This is a genomic window from Lutibacter sp. B1 (genome assembly GCF_012524075.1).
In the GTDB taxonomy this organism is placed as follows: Bacteria; Bacteroidota; Bacteroidia; order Flavobacteriales; family Flavobacteriaceae; genus Lutibacter.
The window spans coordinates 48,998-70,792 of the sequence record NZ_JAAZUI010000018.1 but is presented as its reverse complement, the minus strand read 5'-3'; the positions used below and the strand labels follow the sequence as shown (position 1 = coordinate 70,792).

Here is a 21,795-nt window from a genome sequence, read left to right as displayed (position 1 = left end):
CTTCATTTTTATAATTTACAACTCACTTTTTCGTTAATTTGTAAAAAATAAAATAGGTTTGAAAAAATTACTTTTTATTACATTTATACTATTGAGCTTTTATGGTTATTCTCAATCTCAATCAAAAAGAATAAAAATATTACAAGCTGATAATACTATGGTTGATCCAAAATATCCCGGAGCAACCATTTCATTAGGTAATGTTTTTGTTGAACATGCAGGTGCAACTTTGCGCTGTGATAAAGCATATATATACCAAGAGCAAAACTTAATTAAAGCAATGGGTAACGTTGTGGTTAATCAAGGTGATACAATTTTTCAATACAGTAAGTATACAGATTACGACAGCGATAAAAAAATTGCAACATCATGGGGAGATGTTTTATTAAAAGATGAGTTGATGGAACTAAGAACCGACACTCTTAGATTCGATAGAGCCAATCAACATTTATACTACAAAAGTGGAGGCACTATAAAAGACACCACCAATATTTTAAAAAGTAAAATTGGAAATTATTATTTACAAAATAATAAATTTCAAGCATTTACAAACGTAGAAGTTACAAATAAGGACAGTAAATTGGTTTCTGATCATCTCGATTACTTTACTGATACAGGTATTGCCGAATTATATGGTCCTTCTACTATAACAAGTGAAAGTAATTCCATTTATACTGAAAAAGGACATTATAATTCTAAAACAAATATTTCTCATTTTATAAAAAATTCTAAAATATTTTATGGAGATAGAATTATTGAAGGAGACAGTTTATATTACAATAAAAATATAGATTTTGCTTCTGCAACAGGAAATATTAAAGTTACAGATACCATAAATAAATCTTTAATTAAAGGAGGCTATGCTGAATATTTTAAATTGAAGGATTCTGTTTTTATAACCCAAAAAGCCGTAGCCATTTCAGAAGTTGATACAGATTCAATTTATATTCATGGAGATATATTATTGGTTACAGGAAAAGTTGAAGAACGCTTAGTTAGAGCTTTCAATCATGTAAAATTCTTTAAATCAGATTTACAAGGCAAGTGTGATTCACTGGTATCTAATGAAAAAACAGGTTTAACTCAATTACTTATTAACCCGGTTATGTGGGCTCAAGGAAACCAAATTACAGGAGATACCATTCATTTAATATCAAATCCTAAAACGGAACAGTTAGATTCTCTAAAAATATTAAGCAATGCATTTATGGTTCAAAAAGACACCATTCAATTTAAAATAGATTCGAGTGGATTTAGTCAAATGAAAGGGAAAAATATGTACGGCAAGTTTGAGAAAAACAAACTAAAATCTTTAAATGTTGTGGGTAACAGTGAAGTTATATATTACGGAAGAGATGAAGATAAAAAATTGATAGGTATCACAAGAATGAAATGTAGCAGTAATATCTTTATTACAATGGACAATAATGAAATTGAATCGATTGATTTTGTTAAAAGTGCCGATGGAAAAACATATCCTTTATCTCTTTTACTAGAAAATGATAAGATTTTAAGAGGTTTCATTTGGCGAGAAGAAGAGCAACCTTTAACAAAAGAAGCTATTTTTATACATGATGAAGTAGAAATTAAAAAAACAGAAATCAAAGACAATTGAAAGAAGATTTTTTAAAACACCAGGCTCAAACATCTCCTACTCCACTGGCTATTGAAATTTCATATGCCAATGGATGTTATATTTATGATAAAAATCAAAAAGAATATTTGGATTTTATTGCCGGGGTTTCAGCCAATACTTTAGGACATAATCATCCTAAAATTTCAGAAGCTATCAAAAAACAAGTTGACACTTATACACACGTAATGGTTTACGGTGAATTTATACAACAATCACAAATTAAATTAGCTAAAATACTTGCCCATAATTTACCAAAATCTTTAGAAACTGTTTATATAACAAATTCAGGTACAGAAGCTACTGAAGGTGCTTTAAAATTAGCTAAACGATTTACTGGAAGAAGTGAAATTATTGCCGCTAAAAATGCTTATCACGGCAATACGCAAGGTGCTATGAGTGTTTGTGGAGCTGAGCAACAAAATAGCGCTTTTAGACCATTAATTCCAGGCATAAAATTTATTGAATTCAATAATGAAATGGATATTTCTAAAATTACCACAAAAACTGCCGGAGTAATTTTAGAGACCATACAAGGTGGTGCCGGATTTATTGAGCCCAAAAACCAATATCTTAAAAAAATAAAAACCAAATGCGATGAAGTTGGCGCTTTACTTATTTTAGATGAAATACAATCAGGTATTGGAAGGACCGGAAAACTATTTGGCTTTCAAAATTATGATGTGGTACCGGATATAATTGTTACCGGCAAAGGTTTAGGTGGAGGTATGCCAATTGGTGCTTTTATTGCCTCTTATAAAATGATGCAATGCTTGATTCAAAACCCAAAATTAGGTCATATTACAACGTTTGGCGGACATCCTGTAATTGCTGCAGCCGCTCATGCAACTCTTAAAGAATTAATTGATTCTAATTTAATGTTGGAAATTCATTCAAAAGAAAAATTATTTAGAGAATTATTAATTCACCCTTTAATAACTGAAATTAGAGGTAAAGGCTTAATGCTTGCTATTATTACAAAAACAAGTGAATTAGCGTCTAAAATTATTTTGAAATGTCTTGATAAAGGTTTGTTAGTATACTGGCTTTTATTTGAAGGAAAAGCCATTAGAATCACTCCACCACTTACAATTTCTAATAAAGAAATTATAAAAGGATGCACTATAATTATTGAAGCTTTTAATGAAGTTTTAGATGAACAATAACTTTATTTCTTAACTCCACATTAACACTAATAAGTTAATTCACAAATATTTAGTTAAAAATTTGTTAATACAGTACTATGTTATACATATTAGCGTAACAAAAAGTATTGTTAAACGTCATTTAGGTACAAAACAAACTCAAAACTAAATAAAAATGAAAACTTTAAATTCAACATTACCACAAGAAAACAAGAAAAAAATCTTAATTGGAAACTTTACAAACACCAAAAGATTACAATGGGATAATTACAGAAGATATTGTCTGTAAAAATTCTATTAAACAAAATGAAAAAAAATTTTAACCTGTAGCTAAAATATAATTCTACAGGTTTTTTTATTCAATTGTATTTTTAAAGCTATTTTATATTAAATTATTTTGAAGTTTAATATTCTAATATTTTTGCACTATTGCTGTCTTATCATCTTTTTGCAAGATATTTTTTATAAATGCAATAATATTGCTCTCATTTTTTGAGATAAAAATAGCTGATACATTTTTTGAAATTTCATTTTGTTTTGTTTGAATAACAATATTTATATCAATCTTCCATTTATCTTCATTTAATTTTTCTCCTTTAATTTCTCCTTTTGTTACCGAAAAATTACCGGAAGAATCACAATTGCATTGTAAACTGTATAATGCATTACTTTTTTTAAAATCATTATTATTAATAACAAAGCTATTTATTGTGGGATCTATTTCAAATATAATCTCTTCTGAAAATTCGTCATCTTCAATCATAGGGTTATCCTCTTCTTCATATTTATATTTGAAAACAATTTTATTTCCAGATTTAATATCCGTATAGTTTACTCCATTACTTTCGGATATATTAATTTCTGAATTTTTATGAAAAATATATTGAGCAGCTTCATCAAAATATTTAACATTATCATTTTTTTTACACCCTATTAAAAAAAATAATATAATAATAGATGTGTATTTTATAAGTATTACTAATTTAAAACTCATATAAAACAATTTTTATTAAAAATATCAACTCTATATTTACAATACGTTAAAATAATGTTTAACGCTACAAAAGCATTAAATTAATTACACTAAAAACTAAAATTATAGCGTAAATGAACTCCTACGCTTGAAAAATCTACTTTTTGTTCTGTAACCGGTTTTAATGAATATTTAAAATAGGGTTCAATAATAATTGATTGATTTTGTTTACTCACAGGTAACTCAACTCCTATTGAAACATTAAGAATATTGGCAAAATTAAATTTATTTGAATTGTTTTCACTTACAATTTTATCATTTGTTTGTTCTGTTTTATATGTAACTATATTATTACCTACTTGATTTTGAGTAGTTACTTCTACTCTAGAACTTACAATATAATTTGACTCGATATTTTCTTTAAAATACGATGTTGAAGAAAAACCGGTTGACACAAATACCTTTTTTTTATCTATTGAAAAGTTATATTTTAAATTAACAGGAATTTCTATTCCTTTTACTATAGCATCTTCAGATTTTAATTCGCTGTAATTATCAGAATTTACAACATCTGCTGCCGATAAGTAGGTATCGGATTTGTTTAAATTAAGTTTTTGATTAGTGTATAAAACGCCTGTATAAATATCAAACTTTTTTGAAATTGGTATTTCAACTGAAACACCACCTGAAAACCCAATATTTGAATTATTATTTACATTATTATAATTTAATATAGGCGCTAAACCAATCCCAATTTTTATAGAATTAGACACCGCATCATTTTCATTATCTTTTTCTTTCTGTTCTTCAAGTACTGCAATTAAATCTTTTTTAACATTTAGCGAATCTTTGTTTAGATTTTTTTCGTTAGCTGCTATTACTTTATTTTCAGTTACCGTATCTTTTTTTGTTTCATCATTATTGGTTAACCTGTCATTTTTTTTCAATAAATCATTCAAGGTAGTTAATTTGTTTATTTTTAAAGAATCAACTAAATCATTTATTTCAAATATAGAATCTTTATTATAAATATTTTGGTTGTTATTATATGTAATAACGGTTTTTGAAACAGCATCGGTTTTGTAATATTTTTTTGATTTTGTTTTAACCTCAATTTTACTAGTTATTGAATCAATTTGGCTAATTCTTGACTCAAAACTGCCAATACTATCCTTTTTACTTTCTGAAGTTATAAAAATATTCTTATTATTTTTTAAAGTATCTTTCTTTAATGAATCATTTTTATTATCAATTATTTCCGGTTTAACTTTTTCTTTTAAATCAGAATTATCAAACAAAAAAGTACCTATACCTCCCGCTAATAAAGCCAGTAAAAGAAAACCTGCAACACGCCAATATAAAAAAGCTCTTTTCTTGTCTTTTTTCTTTTTGGCAATCAACATTTCCCAATGTTCAGGGTTATAAGGTACATCTCTGTTTTCAAAAACTTCCTTGATTTTATTGCCTAATATTTTATCAAAATTATCTTCCATATAACATTCAAAAGTTTTTGTGAATTAAAACTCTTAATTTCTTTTTAGCTCTTGCTAAAAATACCCTCGATGTACTTTTACTAATATTAAGTTTTAAAGATATTTCTTCATGATTAAAACCTTGAATTTCGTATAAATTAAATACAAGTCGATGCGTTTCAGGTAATTGATCTAACAAGTTTAAAATATCTTCTGCGGTTAAATCATCTATAATACTTGTGTTAGTTTGTATTTGCTCAGCTTCTTCAATTTCTAAATGATAAAGATGTTTTGAATTTTTACGATAATTATCAATTGCAGTATTTATAAGTATTCTTCTCAACCAATTTTTAAATGGAATTGAATTATCAAACCCTTTTTTTTTTATCGAAGAAAAAACCTTTAAAAAACTATCGTTTAATATTGAAACAGCTTCATCATTTGAATAGGTATACAACCTACATATACTTAATGCATACCCATAAAAATGCTTGTATAATAATTCTTGATAAAATATATTACCTTTCTCACACCCTACTAAAATATTTTCTATATGTGTGTGTTTACTTTTTTTTTGTTCCAACTTAAACTAAGTTAATCTTATGCAATACTATAGGTATATTTAATATTCAACACTAACAATAATAACAATTTAGACTATGTTTACATTGTATAAAAAACGGTTATATTTTATCACCATAAATAGCAATTAGTCTACTCCATTTTACATTAAATGTTTGCATAAAATTATTTTTATAAACAAACATTTCCCTTTTTCATATGAGTCGATTGCTTCTCTTTTATAAACTTATAATCACAATTATCCTTACAGTTAATATCAATACGTCAAAATAATTTAAAACGCTACACTTCTATGATAGGTTTTTATTAATTTAAAATTTATTAAGTACTATTCTGAAATTAATTTATCTAATAAATTTTTAACTCTATTACTATTCCAATTTGCAGCACCCACCTTTTTTATTAAAATATTTCCATTTTTATCCATTAAATAACTTGCCGGTATGCTATTTGTTTCGGTAAAATTTTGTGGTGGTAAACTTTGTGAGTTATAAACCGGGAAATTATATCCTTTTTCAGTAAAAAAATTTTCAACTGTATTCCAATTTTCAGTAGTTACAAAAACAAATTTCACTTTATCTTTATAATCATTATAAAATTCTTGAATCATAGGTAATTCTGCTCTACAAGGAGGACACCAAGTTGCCCAAAAATTAACAAACACAACATTATTCTCAAATTCATTAAAATTAATACTCTCGGTATTTAGTCCATTTAATTGCCAATTATAATCTTCAATTCTTTCAATATCTTCCCCTTTTTCTATGGATGGTGCAAATGCTATTTGCCTCATAGCCCATTCTCTTGAAGGAGGGTATATCAGCACAGCTATAGCAATTACAAATACAATATTTGATATATTCTTTTTATTGAAAATTCTTTTTAAATCCATAAAATATATTTTAGTATTACCAACAAATATAAAATTTCAATTTCGTATTTAATCTTTTAATTACTAATAAATAAATTAAAATGATATGTCTTAAATTTATTTAAATTATATTTATTTTATCAAATCTCTTAAAATGTAATAAAAATTACATTAATATTCTTAAATATTTATATTATTATATTAATTTAGCTAATATTATTAATTAAATGCCAATAGCGTATGAAAAATAAACAACTTTTTATGTTAGCTTTTTTATCATTTTTTTCAATGATAAACTATGCACAACAATCTTATCAAGTAACAGGAAAAGTTACTGATGTTGATCAACAACCATTACCTGGAGTATCTGTTACTATTGAAGGTACTTCAAGAGGAACTACAACAGATTTTGAAGGTAATTATATTATTAATGTTAACATAAGTGAAAATCTTATTTTTTCGTATGTGGGTTTTGAAAATAAAAGAATACAAATGGATGGAACCAAAGTGTTCAATGTAGTTTTGGTTTCTGGTATTGCTCTAAATGAAGTTTTAATAGTTGGAACAAGAAACCCAAATAGAACGGCTGTTGACACGCCGGTTCCTGTAGATATAATTAATATAACTGAATTAACTTCTGCCGGTCCACAGGTTAATTTAAATCAGTTATTAAATTATGTTGCTCCGTCATTTTCTTCTAATACCCAAACGATATCAGATGGTACAGACCATATTGACCCTGCTTCTTTAAGAGGTTTAGGACCCGATCAAGTATTGGTATTAATTAACGGTAAACGAAGACACTCATCTTCTTTGGTTAACGTAAACGGTACTTTTGGTCGTGGTAGTGTTGGAACCGATTTAAATGCAATTCCTTCAGCAGCAATTGAACGTATTGAAGTACTAAGAGATGGAGCTGCAGCACAATATGGCTCAGATGCTATTGCAGGTGTTATAAACCTTGTTTTAAAAAAATCTTATAATAAATTATCAACTTCTGTTACAACAGGAGCCCATTTTTCAAAAAATTCTGAAGATGATGTTGATGGTGCAACCACTAATATAGCTTTAAATTACGGCTTACCGTTAGGTGAAAAAGGTGGTGTAATTAATTTTACAGGTGATTTTGATGTTAGAGATTATACTAATAGAATGAAGGAATGGGGAGGAACTATTTTTAATGCCTATAATTCTGTGGAAAGAGTTGCATCTGACGATGGTTATGATATCACTAATTTATTAGATGATGATGTTGATGATGTAATTCATTATGCAGAAATGGCAGGTATTAACCTAAACGGGGCTTCTACCAAAGAAGAATTACAAAGTGTTTTAAGTGCTGATGTAACCGAAGCTGAATTAGCTGCCAGAGGTATGGAACGCAGTGATTTTAATATGAGAGTTGGGCAATCTAAATTAAGAGGCGGTAAATTTTTTGCCAACTTAATTATACCAATAGGAGAAAATGCCGAAATTTATTCGTTTGGAGGAATTAGTTACAGAAATGGTGAAGCGGCTGGTTTTTACAGATTACCTAATCAATCAAGAGCCTATACGCCTGTTAATATGAACGGGTTTCTACCTGAAATACATTCTGATATTGTAGATAAGTCTGCTGCTATTGGAATTAAAGGAAAAATTGGAGATTGGGATGTTGATTTTAGCAATGCATGGGGTAAAAACAGCTTTGATTATACAGTAGCTAACTCTTCAAATGCAACGCTACAAAACTCTACTCCTACCAGTTTTGATGCGGGTGGTTTTGCCTTTATGCAAAATACTACTAATTTTGATGTTACAAGATATTTTGATGATATTATGTCTGGTTTAAATATTGCCTTTGGAGCAGAGTATCGTTTAGAAAACTATGAAATTGTTGCCGGTAATGAAAATTCTTATGCACAGTACAATACCAATGGCAATGTACATGACCCAACTGATTCTGAAAGCATTATCCCTACAGATTTCTTTGGAAGTTCTCGTCCGGGAGGTGCCCAAGTTTTTCCGGGATTTAAACCATCTAATGAACTTTCAAAATACAGAAATAGTGTAGCCGGGTACTTTGATGTTGAAGCTGATTTTTCTGAATCTTTTTTAGCAAGTTTTGCTACTAGATTTGAAGATTATTCAGATTTTGGCTCTACTATAAATTTTAAATTATCTTCAAGAATTAAAGCCGGAGAAAATATGAACATAAGAGCGGCTGCAAGTACGGGGTTTAGAGCTCCTTCATTACACCAAATGTATTACAATTCGGTTTCTACATTATTTGTTGATGGTATTCCTAATGAAGTTGGTACTTTTTCTAATGACAGTAGAATTGCTAAAATTTTAGGAATTCCTAAATTGAAAGAGGAGACTTCAAAAAGTGTAAGTTTAGGATTTACATCAAACATTCCAAATGCCAATTTAAAAATTACTGTTGATGGCTATTTTGTAGGAATTGATGATAGAGTTGTTTTAACAGGCCAATTTACACCTGGTGATGATGCGGAATTACAATCGCTATTTAATAGAGCAAATGCAACAGGAGCTACCTTTTTTGCCAATGCTATTGATACTGAAACAAAAGGATTAGACGTGGTAATAACCAACACATCAACATTAGGAAACGGTAAGCTGCAAAGTGATTTAGCAGCGACTTTTTCTAAAACAAAAAGAGTTGGAGATATCCATGCTTCTGACGCACTTCAAAGTCAACTAGACACTTATTTTGATGAAACTTCTCGTATATATCTTGAATCTGCAGTACCTAGAACAAAATTAAATTTAACATTTTTATACAATATTAATAAATGGAATGTATTTTTAAGAAATGTATATTTTGGTTCAGTTAATGAAGCCACAAACAACATTGACAATCAACAAGAATATGAAGGTAAAATTGTAACAGATTTAAGTTTTGGATATAATATTTCTGATAACTTTAATATTACTTTAGGTGCTAATAATTTATTAGATATATATCCTGATAAAGCCATTGAAGCAAATCAAAGTAGCGGTCGTTTTTTATATTCAAGAAGATCACAGCAATTTGGAGCAAACGGTAGATTTTTATTTGCCCGACTTATGCTAAACTTATAACAAATATCCTTTTATTAAAAAAGCTCCTTAAATTTAAGGAGCTTTTTTAGTTTTTAAAATACTTTTCTTATTTTGAAACTCCGGTAATATGTAGTTCTGTAAATTCTTTAGTAACCACTAGTTCATTATCAGTTATTATTAAATCAACTTCTTCATTATCAATTTCAACTTTACCTACTGTAAAAGGTAAACCATGTAATTTTATTTTAATGGTTTCGTATGAGGTTTCATACTTACCCGATTTAAATTGTTGTATAGTTAATGAATCTTCTTTACCTATTAATGTAAAGTTTCTTAAACAAAATCTTCCTTTTCTATAATCGTAACCATCTTGATCATCTTCATATACTACTGATATTTCTTTACCAAACTTAAAATAAACATCCAACTTTAATTCTTCAATTTCTTTTTCTCCAACATATTGTTGAATAGGGTATTTTGGAATTATTGCCCCTTCTTTTACAAATATTGGCATACTGTCCAAATCAGCATCTACCCATAGTTCCTGACCTCCTTCTATTATAGAACTATCCCAGAAATTATACCAATTCCCTCTTGGAAAATACATTCTTCTTCCTTTAGCATTTGGTTCTAAAATTGGACATATCAATATTTTTTCACCAAAAATAAATTCATCATTTCTGTAATGTGTATGTGTATCATTTTGATCAAATATTACCAATGATTTTAATATTGGAATACCTTCATCCGAATATTTCCAAAAAGCAGTGTATAAGTAAGGTAATAATTGGTATCTGATTTCAATAAATTTTCTAACAATATTTGTAACATTATTATCAAAAGCCCAAGGTTCTTGATCTCCATGATCACCGGAAGAATGAGTTCTGCAAAATGGGTGAAAAACTCCTAATTGAATCCAACGGACAAATAACTCTCCACTTGGTTGCTCAGCAAAACCTCCAATATCCGATCCTACAAAAGAAAATCCCGACATACACATACGTTGTACCTGAATATTTGCTATTGATAAATGTTCCCACGAAGCTACATTATCTCCTGTCCATGTTGACGTATAACGCTGCGTACCCGAATATGCCGATCTGGTAATAACAAAAGGTCTTTTAGGAAACGAAAACTTTTTAAGTCCATGATATGTGGCTCTAGCCATTTGCATTCCATAAATATTATGTGCTTTTCTATGACTACAATAGTTTCCATCATAATTATGTCTTACATCGTTAGGAAATGTTTTTCCGGGAACATCCATAATTGCAGGTTCATTCATATCATTCCAAACTCCTTTAACACCAATAACTTCAATCAATTCTTTAAACAATTCAGACCACCAGTCTCGTACTTCAGGATTTGTAAAATCAGGAAAATAACATTCACCCGGCCAAACTTTACCTTTCATATAAGGCCCATCTGCTCTTTTGCAAAAATAATCGTTCTCTAAACCTTCTTTAAAAATTGAATAATTGTTATCAATTTTAATTCCCGGGTCAATAATAGCAATAGTTTTAAAACCATCATCAGCTAATTCTTTAACCATTCTTTTTGGATCTGGAAAATATTCACTATTCCAAGTAAAACATCTAAATCCATCCATATAATCAATATCTAAGTAAATTGCATCACATGGTATTTTTAACTCTCTAAATTTACTTGCAACTTCTTTAACTTTTGATTCAGGATAATAACTCCATTTACATTGATGATATCCTAAAGTCCATAAAGCCGGTAATTGATGTGGTTTTCCTGTTAAATCTGTATAGTTCGAAACCACTTCAGATACTTCAGGCCCATAAATAAAATAATAATTCATTTCACCACCTTGTGCCCAAAAACTTGTAATATTTCTTCTCTCTTGACAAAAATCAAAGTATGAACGAAACGTATTGTCGAAAAATATTCCGTAAGCTTTTTGGTGATGTAAACCTATATAAAAAGGAATAGCTTTATAAATAGGATCTGTATTTTTTCCATAAGCATACGAATCTGTAACCCAATTTTCAAAACGTTTGCCTTTAAGGTTTATATCTACAGGCTTATCTCCTAAACCGTAATAGCTTTCACTGCTTTGTGCTATTTTAGACATTTTAACAATGTCACCACCAAACTCATAACTCTCTTCCCAGTGAAAACCTAATTCATCTTCACACAACAACGTATTATCCAGAGCATCGTAAATTGATGTTCTCATATCTTTTTTTGATATGTGACAAATTAATTTAGATGTTGTGATTATATATTTATCTTGTCCATCAACAGCTTCAAGATGGTTAAAACCTTTACTTGCATATCTGGTTATAGCGTATGAAAAGTCTTTTTCAAAAATAGAAGTAGTTGTATACCTAAACCTAAGTATACTGTCTCTTTCTATAGTTATTTGAAGTACAACATTATTTTCGCTTGTAAAATAAAATGTGTCTACATCTTTTCTACATGATATTATTTTTGATGGAAATAAATTTCCTTTGTATTCTAATTCAGTACTTAAAATCATAAATATCTAATTTAATAAGAGCAAACCTACTAAATTTATAAACTCAATACTTTAATTTTTTATTAAAAAATATAAACTTGATATGAAATAAATTAAATATAAAATTTTAGATGAATTTTTAAATAAAATTTATTTTTTTCTATTTAAATTTAAGAACTGTGACTCCCAATGGTGGCAATATTATATCTGCTGAGTACTGCTTATAATTCCAACTTTTCTTTTTAATAGTTATTTCACCTGTATTCAATACTCCTGTACCTCCAAATTTCTTATTATCACTATTAAATACCTCAATTAATTTACCTTTTTTAGGAAGTCCTATTTTATATTTTTGATGTGTTGATGGCGTAAAATTACAAACAACAACTACATCTTCTTTTTCATCATATCCTTTTCTTATATAGGAAATTACAGAGTTATTGTAGTCTTCAAAACTAATCCATTCAAATCCATTTCCACTAAAGCCTTTTTCATAAAGTGCCGGAGTATTTCTATAAAATTTATTTAATTCTTTAAAATAATTTTGTGTGTTTTTATGCGGATAAAAATCTAATAAATTCCAATCTAAACTTTTTTGAAAATTCCATTCTTCATATTGCCCAAATTCACCTCCCATAAATAAAAGTTTGGTACCGGGATGTGTATACATAAACCCATAAAGCAACCTTAAATTAGCAAATCGCTGCCATTCATCACCCGGCATTTTACTTAAAATTGATCTTTTGCCATAAACTACTTCATCGTGTGAAAGTGGCAACATAAAATTTTCAGTAAAAGCATAAGCTAAACTAAACGTAATATCGTTTTGATGGTGCTTTCTGTAAATTGGGTCTTTTGAAAAATATTGTAAAACATCGTGCATCCATCCCATCATCCATTTCATTCCAAAACCCAGTCCCCCAATAAAAGTTGGCTTTGAAACCATTGGAAATGCTGTTGATTCTTCAGCAATAGTTTGAACATCAGGAAATGATTTATAAACTTCTTCGTTTAATTCTTTTAAAAAAGAAACAGCATCTAAATTCTCGTTTCCTCCATACTGATTTGGCTCCCACTCGCCTTCTTCTCTTGAATAATCTAAAAACAACATAGATGCTACCGCATCAACCCGTAAACCATCAGCATGAAATTGGTCTAACCAAAATATTGCATTACTTATTAAAAAAGCACGTACTTCATTTCTACTGTAATTAAAAATCAAACTTTTCCAATCAGGATGATAACCTTTTCTAGAATCGGGATGTTCATATAAATAAGAGCCGTCAAATAACCCTAAACCATGTACATCTTCAGGAAAATGCGATGGTACCCAGTCTAAAATTATACCTATACCATTTTGATGCAATTTATCTACTAGATATTTAAATTCATGTGGATAGCCAAAACGAGATGTTGGAGCAAAATATCCTGTAATTTGATATCCCCAAGAAGGATCGTAAGGAAATTCCATAACAGGCATTAATTCTACATGAGTAAAATTCATTTCCTTCACATAGCTAACTAACTCATCAGCAAGTTCTAAATAAGATAAAAATCTATTTTCTTCAATCTTTCTTTTCCATGAACCCAAATGTACTTCATAAACAGAATAAGGAGCGTCAAGTGCATTATTCTTCTTTCTGTTTTTCATCCAATTTGAATCTTCCCACTCATAATCATCTTCCCAAACAACAGATGCAGTTTTGGGCGGATGTTCAGATCTTCGGGCAAAAGGATCAGCTTTTTCAGTAACTATATTATCATGAAAACTTTGAATTTTATATTTGTAATGTGTTCCTTTTCCAACATTTGGAATAAAACCTTCCCAAATACCACTTTCATCCCACCTAACATTTAGCACATGTTCACCTTCTGTCCAATAATTAAAGTCTCCTATTACAGAAACTGATTTGGCGCTTGGAGCCCAAACTGAAAAATAAGTACCTTTTACACCATCTAATGTAATAATGTGTGCTCCAAACTTTTCATAAAGTCTAAAATGTTTTCCTGATTTAAATAGGTTTATATCAAAGTCTGTAAACAGACTGTAAACTTTTACTTTCGTCATATATTATATCATAAACCCATCTGGGATTACGGCTCCTTTTTTAATTATTACAATACCGTCTCTAACTGTATATGTATCGGTATCAATATCTTTTAAATGTTTTCCACCATGAATTTTAACATCATCTCCTATGCAGCAATTTTTATCTAAAATAGCATTTTTTATAAAACAACGAGACCCAATTCCAATTGGTATTATATTTTCATCTATAACTTGTTCTAATTTTTGATAAAAATCTGCTCCCATCATATAGGTATTAAATACTTTTGAATCTTTACCAATTCTAGAGCGGATTCCAATAACAGAGCGTACAATTTCGGCTGCATTAATTATACAACCTTCAGCAATCACAGTTTTTTCCAATAAAGTGCCCTCTATTTTTGTAGTGGCTAACATACGAGCTCTTGTATAAATTCGCTTATCTCTACTATACAAATCAAACTTTGGAATATCATCTGTTAAACCAATATTTGCTTCAAAAAATGAATGAATAGTTCCTATATCTGTCCAATAACCTTCATATTGATAACTTACAACACGATGCTTATTTATTGATTGTGGAATTATTTCTTTTCCAAAATCGATAGTATTTGGGTCATTCATTAATTCAATTAATAAATCTCTATTAAAAATATAAATTCCCATAGACCCCAAATAATTTCTGTTTTCAGCTTTCATTTCATCACTAACTTCAGATGTCCAGTCGGGTAATAAATCACTCGAAGGTTTTTCGATAAAAGAAGTAATTACATTATCTTCATTACTTTTTAAAATACCAAATGATGTAGCGTCTTTTGCATTTACAGGAATTGTAGCTAAAGTAATATCCGCTTTACTTTCAATATGAGCTTCAATCATTTCATTATAATCCATTTGATACAATTGATCTCCTGATAAAATTAACGCATACTCAAAATTATAACGTGAAAAATGATGCATACTTTGACGAACTGCGTCTGCAGTACCTTGAAACCAAGTGTGATTTCCCGGTGTTTGTTCTGCTGCAAGAACATCTACAAATGCTGAACTAAAAAAACTAAAGTGATATGTATTTTTAATATGACGATTTAAGGAGGCTGAATTAAATTGTGTTAAAACAAACATACGCTTAATATCCGAATTTAAACAGTTCGAAATTGGTATGTCTACTAATCTGTATTTCCCGGCAATTGCAACGGCAGGCTTAGATCTTGCCTGTGTTAGCGGGTATAATCTTGATCCTTGTCCACCTCCTAATATTATTGCCAGAACGTTATTGTTAACCATAATTATGAATTTATTGTTTTGTATAAATTAATGTATTCTTGAGCAGATTTATTCCATGAATGGTCTAAACCCATTATATATTTTCTTAGTTCTTTAAATTTTGATTGATCTTGATAAAGTTCTACCGCTCTTTCAATTGCATGAGTTATATCTGAAACAGTTACACTATCAAAACAAATTCCATAACCATTTTCTTCCGAAATATCAATAACTGTATCTTTTAAACCGCCTATACTTCTTACAACAGGAATTGTTCCATATCTCAAAGCATACATCTGATTTAAACCGCATGGCTCAACACGAGATGGCATTAATAAAAAATCTGCACCTCCGTAAACTACATGAGCCAATTCTTCATCATACCCAATAAATGAATTGTATGTTCCTTTATATTGAATGCAAAGTTCATTCAATTGATTTTCAATAATTTCTAAACCAGACCCTAACAAAAGGATAGCACACTCATTCTTTTGTAATGTTTTTTTAAATGATTCCGGTAATTTATCAACTCCTTTTTCTCCAACTAATCTTCCAATAAAAGTAAACAGAGGTTTATCAAACTCCAAATCAAATTTATCACACAACCATTTTTTATTATTTAAGTGCCCTTGAAATACATCATCTGCATTAAAATTATCTATCAAAAAACTATCTGTTTCCGGATTCCAAATTTCACTATCAATACCATTTAAAATACCAACACATTTTGCGCTTTCATGGCTAAGTAAAACTTCTAAACCATTGGCCGAACTTTTCAATTCTTCCATATAAGTTGGAGAAACTGTTGTAACTCTCCATGCGCATTTTATAGCTGCAGCTAACGGATTTATAACTCCTCCCCAATCTAACAAACCTACATTATTAAAATTAAATTCAGGAACCATATACACCTTATCATGTGAGAACCAGCCCTGATATTGTGCATTATGAATAGTTAAAACAGATGATACCTTTTTTAATGCATTATATTTATATGCCTCTTGCATCATAAAAGGTATAAGCCCTGTATGATGATCATGGCAATGAACTACCGTTGGTTTGTCTTCCCAAGTCAATATCCAATCTAATACAGCAATTTGAAATGCTAAAAATCGATCTGTATCATCAGAAGAGTACACATAATTTTTAAATAATAGTTGCGGTACATCAACTAAAAATAAATCGAATCCTAACGATGAAGCTTTATAGTTTACAATTCGAAAATCATAGGTTGTTTTTCCTAAATTTAAGGATGATTCAAATACTACCGAAAATTCGTTATTACGTGTAAATTTATTATCATAAAAAGGCATTATAACCTGAGCTAAGCAATTTAGATTATTTTGATATTTAGGTAAAGAACCTACAACATCAGCCAATCCTCCAACCTTTGCAACAGGGTAACATTCTGCACTAATATGAAGTATTTTCATGGTTTTTTATTTAAATAGAAATTTACAAAAAATAATTCATAAATCTTATGATTTAAACGTTTAAATTTCTGTTAATTCCCAATAAAATAGCAATGCTTGAATATGTTTCAAAAAAAAGAGGAGCTTTAAATAACTCCTCTTTTTTAACATTCTAATTTTCAGTATCTCAAAATAAAAAAATAATATTCTTAATTAAAATTATCTATGTTTTTAGCTTTTTATTTCTAAACACTTTTTATTCAACATCTAAATAAACCCAACAGCCTTATTTTATAATTATCTATTTTTTTATTGCATAAATACTACAGGACAATTAACTGTTGCTATACCACTTGCTAAAATATTTGACGAAGTAGCCGAAGATAAATCATTTACATTATTAAAGTCAGCATTATCATAAACATTCACCGACCATAAAGGTGAATAGAAATCATCTACCGGTACCGATGCAATAACATTATGTGTTTGAGCTGTTCCCATTTCAGTCATAAAGCCAGAAGCTGGCCCACTATTTGCATTATTATCGTCAGGATTCACATTAAAACTTACAAAAATTGGAGAAATCGGAGTCATACCATTATTGGCTTCTAATATTTTTTCAAAGAATGAAAAGTAAAATACAACTTTATCTTTGTACCAACCTCTATTCAATTCATTACTTTCAGTACCTAGTCTTTTTAAAGCAATAGATCCTTCTGGAACAATTGGACAATTTACAATTGTTGTTGTAGTTTCTACCAAATAGCCAGAAGATATAATATCATCCATACTGGTGATGGTATTAGGCACATATTTCTCTGGAACTGTAACCATGTTTACTTGCCAAAAATCATTATACCCAACATCACCCGGAATAACATTAACCACATTTATCTGACCTTCAACACTATTACCATCACTATCAATAAACAAGAAAATAGGTGCTGGAGTTGTGGTTTGTACGTCAAAGTTGTAATATTGAACTACAGAACCATCAGGTGAAAAACCTTGAGTTATAAAAGGTTCACCACTATCATAATCAATAGGCTGATTTTCTTCTGGCAATCCATTTGAACTTGTTCTAACCATTAATGTTCCTGAGCTAGAACTAAATCTATCAATACTGGCTCTTTCAGCAGTATCAGGATTCAACGGTAAATTTCTTGGATTATCATCTTCATTACACGAAACTGTAAAAAAACCTAAAGTAAACACTGCAAATAAATAAACTTTTTTCTTCATAATTATAATTTTAAAATTAATATTACGACAAATATAAAGTTGACAATATGCAGAAAATGTTAGGAAGCTAACACTTCAAATTATTTTTTAAAAAGTTTGATACTCTTTCTATCAAAATCAATGATTCCATCTTCTTTTAACTCATTCATAATAATGTTTAAAGTTGGTCTAGAGGTACCTATTAAAGTAGACATATCTTTCTGTGTGTAAGGATGTTGAATAAGTATGTAGTTCGTTTTATTTGGTGTTATTCCAAATTCTTCACTTAATTCATTGATAAACTCTAAAAAACGTGTCTTAGTATCTTTAAATAATAATAATTGTAACTGGCGTTCTAGCTTTTTTATTCGAAAATTAATAAACTTATAAAAACCAAGAGCAAATTTTTTATTATCTAAAATTAAATTCTGCAATGTGTTTGAATCAATTGGACAAATAGAAGTGTTGTTATTTATAGATTGTGCAAACTCGTTCCGTTTTACCTCTCCTAAAATTGCTTTTTCTCCAAAAACTTCTCCTTTAGAAAGTATTGCTTTTACAATTTCTTCTCCACTTTCAGTATAGTAACCCAATTTAACTTTTCCTTCATTAATTAAGTATACTTTATTAGCTGTATCATCAGTAAAGTAAATATAATCAGTTTTATTATAGGTGTTAAAAGCATGAGTAGCTTTATATTCCGAAAATTTATGCGGACATAAAATCTTAAAAAGATTTACACTCTCTAGATACCAAATACTACTCATAAAAAAATCTTTTGTATAAAAATAAAAAAACTCACAATAAGAATTGTGAGTTTTAATAAATTATATTTTAAAATATTAAGAAACATTTTCCTTTTTAATTAAATTTAATGCCGAACCTTCATTAAACCAATCTATTTGACTTTGATTATATGTGTGATTTAATTTAATGATGTCCTTTGAACCATCAGCATGAACAATTTCTAGAGTTAATTGCTTACCCGGTGCAAATTCATTTAAATCCAAGAAGTTAAAAGTATCGTCTTCTAAAATTAAATCATAATCTGCTTCATTAGCAAATGTTAAACCTAACATTCCTTGTTTTTTAAGATTTGTTTCGTGAATACGTGCAAATGATTTTACAATTACGGCAGCAACTCCTAAATGACGTGGTTCCATTGCAGCATGCTCACGTGAAGAACCTTCTCCATAATTATGATCACCAACAACAATTGAATAAATCCCTGCTGCTTTATAAGCTCTTGCAGTATCCGGTACAGCACCAAACTCTCCTGTTAATTGATTTTTAACTTTATTAGTTTCTTTACCAAAGGCGTTAACAGCACCAATTAAACAGTTGTTGGAAATATTGTCTAAATGACCTCGAAAACGTAACCAAGGTCCTGCCATTGAAATATGGTCGGTAGTACATTTACCATAAGCTTTAATTAGTAGTTTAGCTCCTTTTATTTCATTACCAATAGGTGTAAATGGTGTTAATAACTGTAATCTTTCAGATTCAGGACTTACAATTACTTCTACTCCAGATCCATCTTCAACAGGGGCATCGTACCCTGCGTCTTCTACATCAAATCCTTTAGGTGGTAACTCAAAACCAGTAGGTTCTTCTAACATTACTTCTTCTCCATTTTCATTTATTAATTTATCCGTTATTGGATTAAAATCTAACCTTCCTGCAATTGCTATAGCCGCAACCATTTCAGGTGAAGCTACAAATGCGTGTGTATTTGGATTACCATCAGCTCTTTTTGAGAAGTTACGGTTAAATGAGTGGATAATTGTATTCTTTTCTTGTTTATCTGCTCCTTCTCTGGCCCATTGTCCTATACAAGGTCCACATGCATTAGTAAATATTTTAGCATCTAAATCTTCAAATATTTCTAAAAGACCATCTCGTTCTGCAGTATACCTAACCTGTTCTGAACCTGGATTAATTCCAAATTCAGCTTTTGCTGTTAATTTTTTATCAACCGCTTGTTTTGCTACTGAAGCTGCCCTTGATAAATCTTCATAAGAAGAGTTAGTACAAGAACCTATTAATCCCCATTCTACTTTTAATGGCCAATCATTTTTTGTAGCTTTTTCAGTCATTTCTCCAACCGGCGTAGCTAAATCAGGTGTAAAAGGTCCGTTTAAATGAGGCTTTAATTCCGATAAATTAATTTCAATAACCTGATCAAAATATTTTTCAGGATTTGCGTATACTTCATCATCTCCAGTTAAATAGGAAGCTATTTTATTTGCCTCTTCAGCAACTTCATTTCTACCTGTGGCACGTAAATAACGCTCCATAGATTCATCATACCCAAAAGTTGAAGTTGTAGCACCTATCTCTGCTCCCATATTACAAATAGTACCTTTACCTGTTGCCGACATAGATTTTGCTCCTTCTCCAAAATATTCTACAATAGCACCGGTTCCGCCTTTTACAGTTAAAATATCTGCAACTTTTAAAATAACATCTTTAGGAGCAGTCCAACCAGAAAGTTTACCGGTTAATTTAACACCTATCAGTTTAGGAAATTTTAGTTCCCAAGGCATCCCAGCCATAACATCAACAGCATCAGCACCACCAACACCTATTGCTACCATTCCTAAGCCACCTGCATTTACGGTATGTGAATCCGTTCCAATCATCATTCCTCCTGGAAAAGCATAATTTTCCAATACTACTTGATGAATAATTCCTGCACCCGGTTTCCAAAAACCAATTCCATATTTATTAGACACAGATGCTAAAAAATTAAAAACCTCACTACTGTTATTTAGCGCATTTTGTAAATCTTTATCAGCACCTATTTTAGCTTGGATCAAGTGATCACAGTGTACAGTTGTAGGAACAGCTACTTTTGATTTACCCGCTTGCATAAATTGCAATAAAGCCATTTGTGCAGTTGCATCTTGACAAGCAATTCTATCAGGCGCAAAATCAACATAATCTTTACCTCTTACAAAGGCAGTTTTTGCTTTTCCGTCCCATAAATGATTGTATAATATTTTTTCAGCTAAAGTTAAAGGTTTACCAACAACAGCTTTTGCAGCATCTACTCTATCTGCCATTCTGTTATACACCTCTTTAATTATTTCAATATCAAAAGCCATATCTATATAATTTTTTTTTAGTTATTTTAATTTAGCGAAGTTACAAAAAATGAAGTTTTTAACTAGCATACAATACCCTATCAAATGTATTTTTAAATATATAAATGTGATTGACAACTATTTTTTTTAAAAACACAAATAAAGCTAGCGAAAACGTTGTAAATATTAAGAATATGATAAAAATTAAGCAGGTCTGTAAGCCGGATTTTGTATTTACCGAAGTAAATTCTTATCATTTATCTAGGCTATAAATTACTTTATAGCTCAATCTGCCTACCCCTTGAAATAGAGCGAGTAACTCTAAAATTTCAATATACATGGCATTGCACCGCATAGAGTTTACCTGTTTTCACTACAGCCGAACTGTACTTGCTTTCTGTTGCACTTGTCCTCGATTTTCACCGGACGGATGTTATCCGTTATGCTACTCTGTGGTGTCCGGACTTTCCTCTTCTTATGAAGCGATAAGACGACCTACTTAATTTTCCAAAAATAAGCTAATAATTCTGTATAAAAAAACCCACTCAAAAAATTGA

The 21,795-nt window shown here is 29.7% G+C and carries 14 protein-coding genes and 1 other RNA gene; 3 read left to right on the top strand and 12 right to left on the bottom strand.

The window, feature by feature from the left end; genetic code table 11:
* The first annotated feature begins 58 nt into the window (after positions 1-58).
* Both HGB55_RS11310 and HGB55_RS11305 read left to right on the top strand, forming a co-directional pair.
* Complete coding sequence (locus tag HGB55_RS11310; RefSeq protein WP_247649211.1) at positions 59-1,615, top strand: OstA-like protein; 1,557 nt, start codon at positions 59-61, stop codon at positions 1,613-1,615.
* Positions 1,612-2,799 carry an aspartate aminotransferase family protein gene (locus HGB55_RS11305; RefSeq protein ID WP_168817005.1) on the top strand — a complete coding sequence of 396 codons (1,188 nt, stop codon included), beginning with the start codon at positions 1,612-1,614 and terminating at the stop codon, positions 2,797-2,799. Before HGB55_RS11310 ends, HGB55_RS11305 begins: the two co-directional genes overlap by 4 nt.
* A gap of 391 nt (positions 2,800-3,190) precedes the next feature.
* Here HGB55_RS11305 and HGB55_RS11300 read toward each other — a convergent pair whose 3' ends face one another.
* From HGB55_RS11300 to HGB55_RS11285, 4 genes are all read right to left on the bottom strand, one after another.
* On the bottom strand, positions 3,191-3,772 hold the full coding sequence (locus HGB55_RS11300; RefSeq protein ID WP_168817004.1) for a hypothetical protein: 582 nt from the start codon (positions 3,770-3,772) through the stop codon (positions 3,191-3,193).
* Between the two features lie 89 nt (positions 3,773-3,861).
* Entirely contained in the window at positions 3,862-5,244 is a 1,383-nt protein-coding gene (locus tag HGB55_RS11295) for an outer membrane beta-barrel protein (protein WP_168817003.1), read from the bottom strand.
* 7 nt (positions 5,245-5,251) lie between these two features.
* On the bottom strand, positions 5,252-5,806 hold the full coding sequence (locus tag HGB55_RS11290) for an RNA polymerase sigma factor (protein WP_211047384.1): 555 nt from the start codon (positions 5,804-5,806) through the stop codon (positions 5,252-5,254).
* A gap of 327 nt (positions 5,807-6,133) precedes the next feature.
* The gene (locus HGB55_RS11285; protein ID WP_168817002.1) at positions 6,134-6,697 is read right to left on the bottom strand and encodes a TlpA disulfide reductase family protein; all 564 of its coding nucleotides are present in this window, start codon (positions 6,695-6,697) and stop codon (positions 6,134-6,136) included.
* Between the two features lie 219 nt (positions 6,698-6,916).
* On the opposite strand from HGB55_RS11285, the gene HGB55_RS11280 reads away from it, so the two are divergent.
* Positions 6,917-9,760, top strand: a complete 2,844-nt coding sequence (locus HGB55_RS11280) for a TonB-dependent receptor (RefSeq protein WP_168817001.1) — start codon at positions 6,917-6,919, stop codon at positions 9,758-9,760.
* A gap of 67 nt (positions 9,761-9,827) precedes the next feature.
* Here HGB55_RS11280 and HGB55_RS11275 read toward each other — a convergent pair whose 3' ends face one another.
* The 8 genes from HGB55_RS11275 to rnpB all read right to left on the bottom strand — a co-directional run bounded on the left by HGB55_RS11275 (position 9,828) and on the right by rnpB (position 21,740).
* Positions 9,828-12,227: a glycoside hydrolase family 31 protein gene (locus HGB55_RS11275; protein WP_168817000.1), complete on the bottom strand. Its 2,400-nt coding sequence runs from the start codon at positions 12,225-12,227 to the stop codon at positions 9,828-9,830.
* Between the two features lie 139 nt (positions 12,228-12,366).
* Complete coding sequence (gene glgB, locus HGB55_RS11270; RefSeq protein ID WP_168816999.1) at positions 12,367-14,274, bottom strand: 1,4-alpha-glucan branching protein GlgB; 1,908 nt, start codon at positions 14,272-14,274, stop codon at positions 12,367-12,369.
* A gap of 3 nt (positions 14,275-14,277) precedes the next feature.
* Positions 14,278-15,540: a glucose-1-phosphate adenylyltransferase gene (locus HGB55_RS11265; protein WP_168816998.1), complete on the bottom strand. Its 1,263-nt coding sequence runs from the start codon at positions 15,538-15,540 to the stop codon at positions 14,278-14,280.
* A gap of 2 nt (positions 15,541-15,542) precedes the next feature.
* Positions 15,543-16,952 carry a glycogen synthase gene (locus HGB55_RS11260; RefSeq protein ID WP_168816997.1) on the bottom strand — a complete coding sequence of 470 codons (1,410 nt, stop codon included), beginning with the start codon at positions 16,950-16,952 and terminating at the stop codon, positions 15,543-15,545.
* A gap of 288 nt (positions 16,953-17,240) precedes the next feature.
* Complete coding sequence (locus HGB55_RS11255) at positions 17,241-18,173, bottom strand: hypothetical protein (RefSeq protein WP_168816996.1); 933 nt, start codon at positions 18,171-18,173, stop codon at positions 17,241-17,243.
* An 80-nt stretch (positions 18,174-18,253) separates the two neighbouring features.
* Positions 18,254-18,919 carry a Crp/Fnr family transcriptional regulator gene (locus tag HGB55_RS11250; protein ID WP_168816995.1) on the bottom strand — a complete coding sequence of 222 codons (666 nt, stop codon included), beginning with the start codon at positions 18,917-18,919 and terminating at the stop codon, positions 18,254-18,256.
* 75 nt (positions 18,920-18,994) lie between these two features.
* A complete protein-coding gene (locus HGB55_RS11245; protein WP_168816994.1) occupies positions 18,995-21,259 on the bottom strand; it encodes an aconitate hydratase in 2,265 nt (754 codons plus the stop codon).
* Between the two features lie 180 nt (positions 21,260-21,439).
* Positions 21,440-21,740, bottom strand: an RNA gene (gene rnpB / locus HGB55_RS11240) — RNase P RNA component class A.
* Between the last annotated feature and the right edge of the window lie 55 nt (positions 21,741-21,795).